The sequence below is a fragment of the Paenibacillus sp. 1_12 genome (assembly GCF_900114475.1).
Taxonomy (GTDB): domain Bacteria; phylum Bacillota; class Bacilli; order Paenibacillales; family NBRC-103111; genus Paenibacillus_S.
In genome coordinates, this window is sequence record NZ_FOTE01000062.1 from 1 (window position 1) to 2143 (window position 2143).

Genomic DNA, 2143 nt, shown 5'->3' on the forward strand with positions numbered 1-2143 from the left:
TTTACTCACTCGTTGATTCAGTTTTCAAAGGACAATTCATGCTGTGTTAAGATTTATTTCCTCAACCACAGAATTACATCTTATCACATTTGTTTGATGATTGCAAATCTTTTTTTAATTCTTTTTTACTTCTTTTTTAATTCTTTTCGTTTTCCGTACCATCTTGCGGCCGGATCAACAATATAACACATACATTTAGGTTAATGCAAGCTTTTTTATAATATTTTTCTACATTTTTTTCATCAGCCATATTTATCCCATTTTAAGGTATTTAATGGTTGTTTTTATACATTGTCCTATTCTACAGTTTATGATAACTTTTAAAAATGCCGCCTGAGGATCTTTCTTTAAGCTTAATTATCATACTTAAAGTCCGGAGGAATTGAATGAGACGTTTTACAAAGCTATTTATATTGTCTTCAATTGTATTGTTTTCTTTTTTTGCATCGGTTAGTAGTATTCATGCAGCCCCACCCCCATTAGTAAACGACGTCAAGGTGCAAGTCAATGAACAGTTAATCACTTTTCCTGATGCGCAGCCATTTCTGGACAGCAATCATCTCTTGCAAATCCCTGTTCGTATTATAGGTCAGAAGCTCAATTATGAGATCAACTGGAAAACAATTGGTCAATCGTTAAATATCACACTCACTAAAGAAGACCATATCTTTTCATTTACGACGGGTATCAGCAACGCCACTACAAACGGTGACTCCTTGCTCTTAGAATCAATACCACAGTTGATAAATGGAATTGCCTATGTACCTTTACGTGACCTTGCTAATGCCCTTGGCATTCGGATACAGTGGGATGCCCAAAATCGTATTGCAATATTAAATCAGGATGGAAAATATCACGCCCCCTCATGGTACGCCCCGAACTATAAGATCATCGATGGAACTGCTACCGCTTATACGGGATCCTCAGCTGAAAATGGTGGTTATGCAGGCAAAGATTATTTTGGCAATCCATTAGCTGTAGGCAGCATATCTGTAGATCCAAGCATTATTCCATTAGGCTCCAAAGTATATATAGAAGGTTATGATTATGAGGGTCTTCCCTCCGGTGGCCTGTTTGCTACAGCTTTGGATACTGGTAATGCTATTAAAGGAAATAAGATTGATATCTATGTTCCCGATAACCAAAAAAAAGCTGCGCAGTTTGGAATCCAGCAAGTTAAAATTTATTTTTTGAACAACTAAAATTTCTTGAGAGTAATTGCTTACAAAGCAATTGCTCTTTTTTTGTATAATCCAGTGGGTCCATGACAAACTAAAGGCTATCAAGATTTAGAGGAGTGGAGCGTTTGATTAAAGTGTTGATGGGAAAGTTACTGCTATTCGTTTCAATATTAGTGATAACCACAGCTGCCTCCACCAATCCAAACAGTGAAGTTGTCTGGAATGTAATTACTGACAAAAAGCTTATTGCTATCACTTTTGATGATGGTCCTAATCCTATTTACACTCCGCAAATTTTGGACCTGCTTAAAGCGTATCAGGCGAAGGCTACTTTTTTTGTTTTAGGCAAAAGAGTGCAAATGTATCCGGAAATCGCCATACGCGAGGTAAATGAAGGGCATGAAATAGCTAATCATACTTTTGACCATCATTATTTAAAAAATGTACCACCGGAAAAGTTAATAGAAGAAATACGTCAAACTCAAGAAATTATTTTTGATGTAACAGAGCAAATGCCCCATGTCTTCCGACCTCCTGGAGGATTCTATAACGATGCCTTGCTTCAATTAACAGGGGAGGATAAGCTAACTGTAGTCATGTGGTCCTGGTATCAGGATACAAAGGATTGGAAGCGGCCAGGCGTAGATAAAATCGTGAGTACCGTACTTTCAAATGTCCATAACGGAGATATTATTTTGTTCCATGACCTACAAGGGGATTGCAGTCAAACGGTTGCAGCGCTTCAACAAATTTTACCGGAGCTTGGGAAGCAGGGCTACCAGTTTGTAACCGTCACGGATCTAATCGCTCGCACTAAAAAGTAAAACAAATAATAGCTAAAAATACAAAAAAGCAGTTGATCACTAGGATCAACTGCTTCATCGTGCTTGGCGACGTCCTACTCTCCCAGAACCCTGCGGTTCAAGTACCATTGGCGCTGAAGGGCTTAACGGTCGTGTTCG

General features: G+C 38.3%; 2 protein-coding genes. Both read left to right on the forward strand.

Features of this window, described 5'->3' with window-relative positions; all coding sequences use genetic code 11:
- The first annotated feature begins 386 nt into the window (after positions 1 to 386).
- A complete protein-coding gene (locus BM210_RS36125; protein WP_091177105.1) occupies positions 387 to 1202 on the forward strand; it encodes a stalk domain-containing protein in 816 nt (271 codons plus the stop codon).
- A 119-nt stretch (positions 1203 to 1321) separates the two neighbouring features.
- Positions 1322 to 2005: a polysaccharide deacetylase family protein gene (locus BM210_RS34125; RefSeq protein ID WP_091177106.1), complete on the forward strand. Its 684-nt coding sequence runs from the start codon at positions 1322 to 1324 to the stop codon at positions 2003 to 2005.
- Positions 2006 to 2143 lie beyond the last annotated feature (138 nt).

Bases quoted from the DNA above. Each gene is read 5' to 3' on its own strand.
- BM210_RS36125 (WP_091177105.1), top strand. From the start codon at position 387: ATGAGACGTTTTACAAAGCTATTTATATTGTCTTCAATTGTATTGTTT.
- BM210_RS34125 (WP_091177106.1), top strand. From the start codon at position 1,322: ATGGGAAAGTTACTGCTATTCGTTTCAATATTAGTGATAACCACAGCT.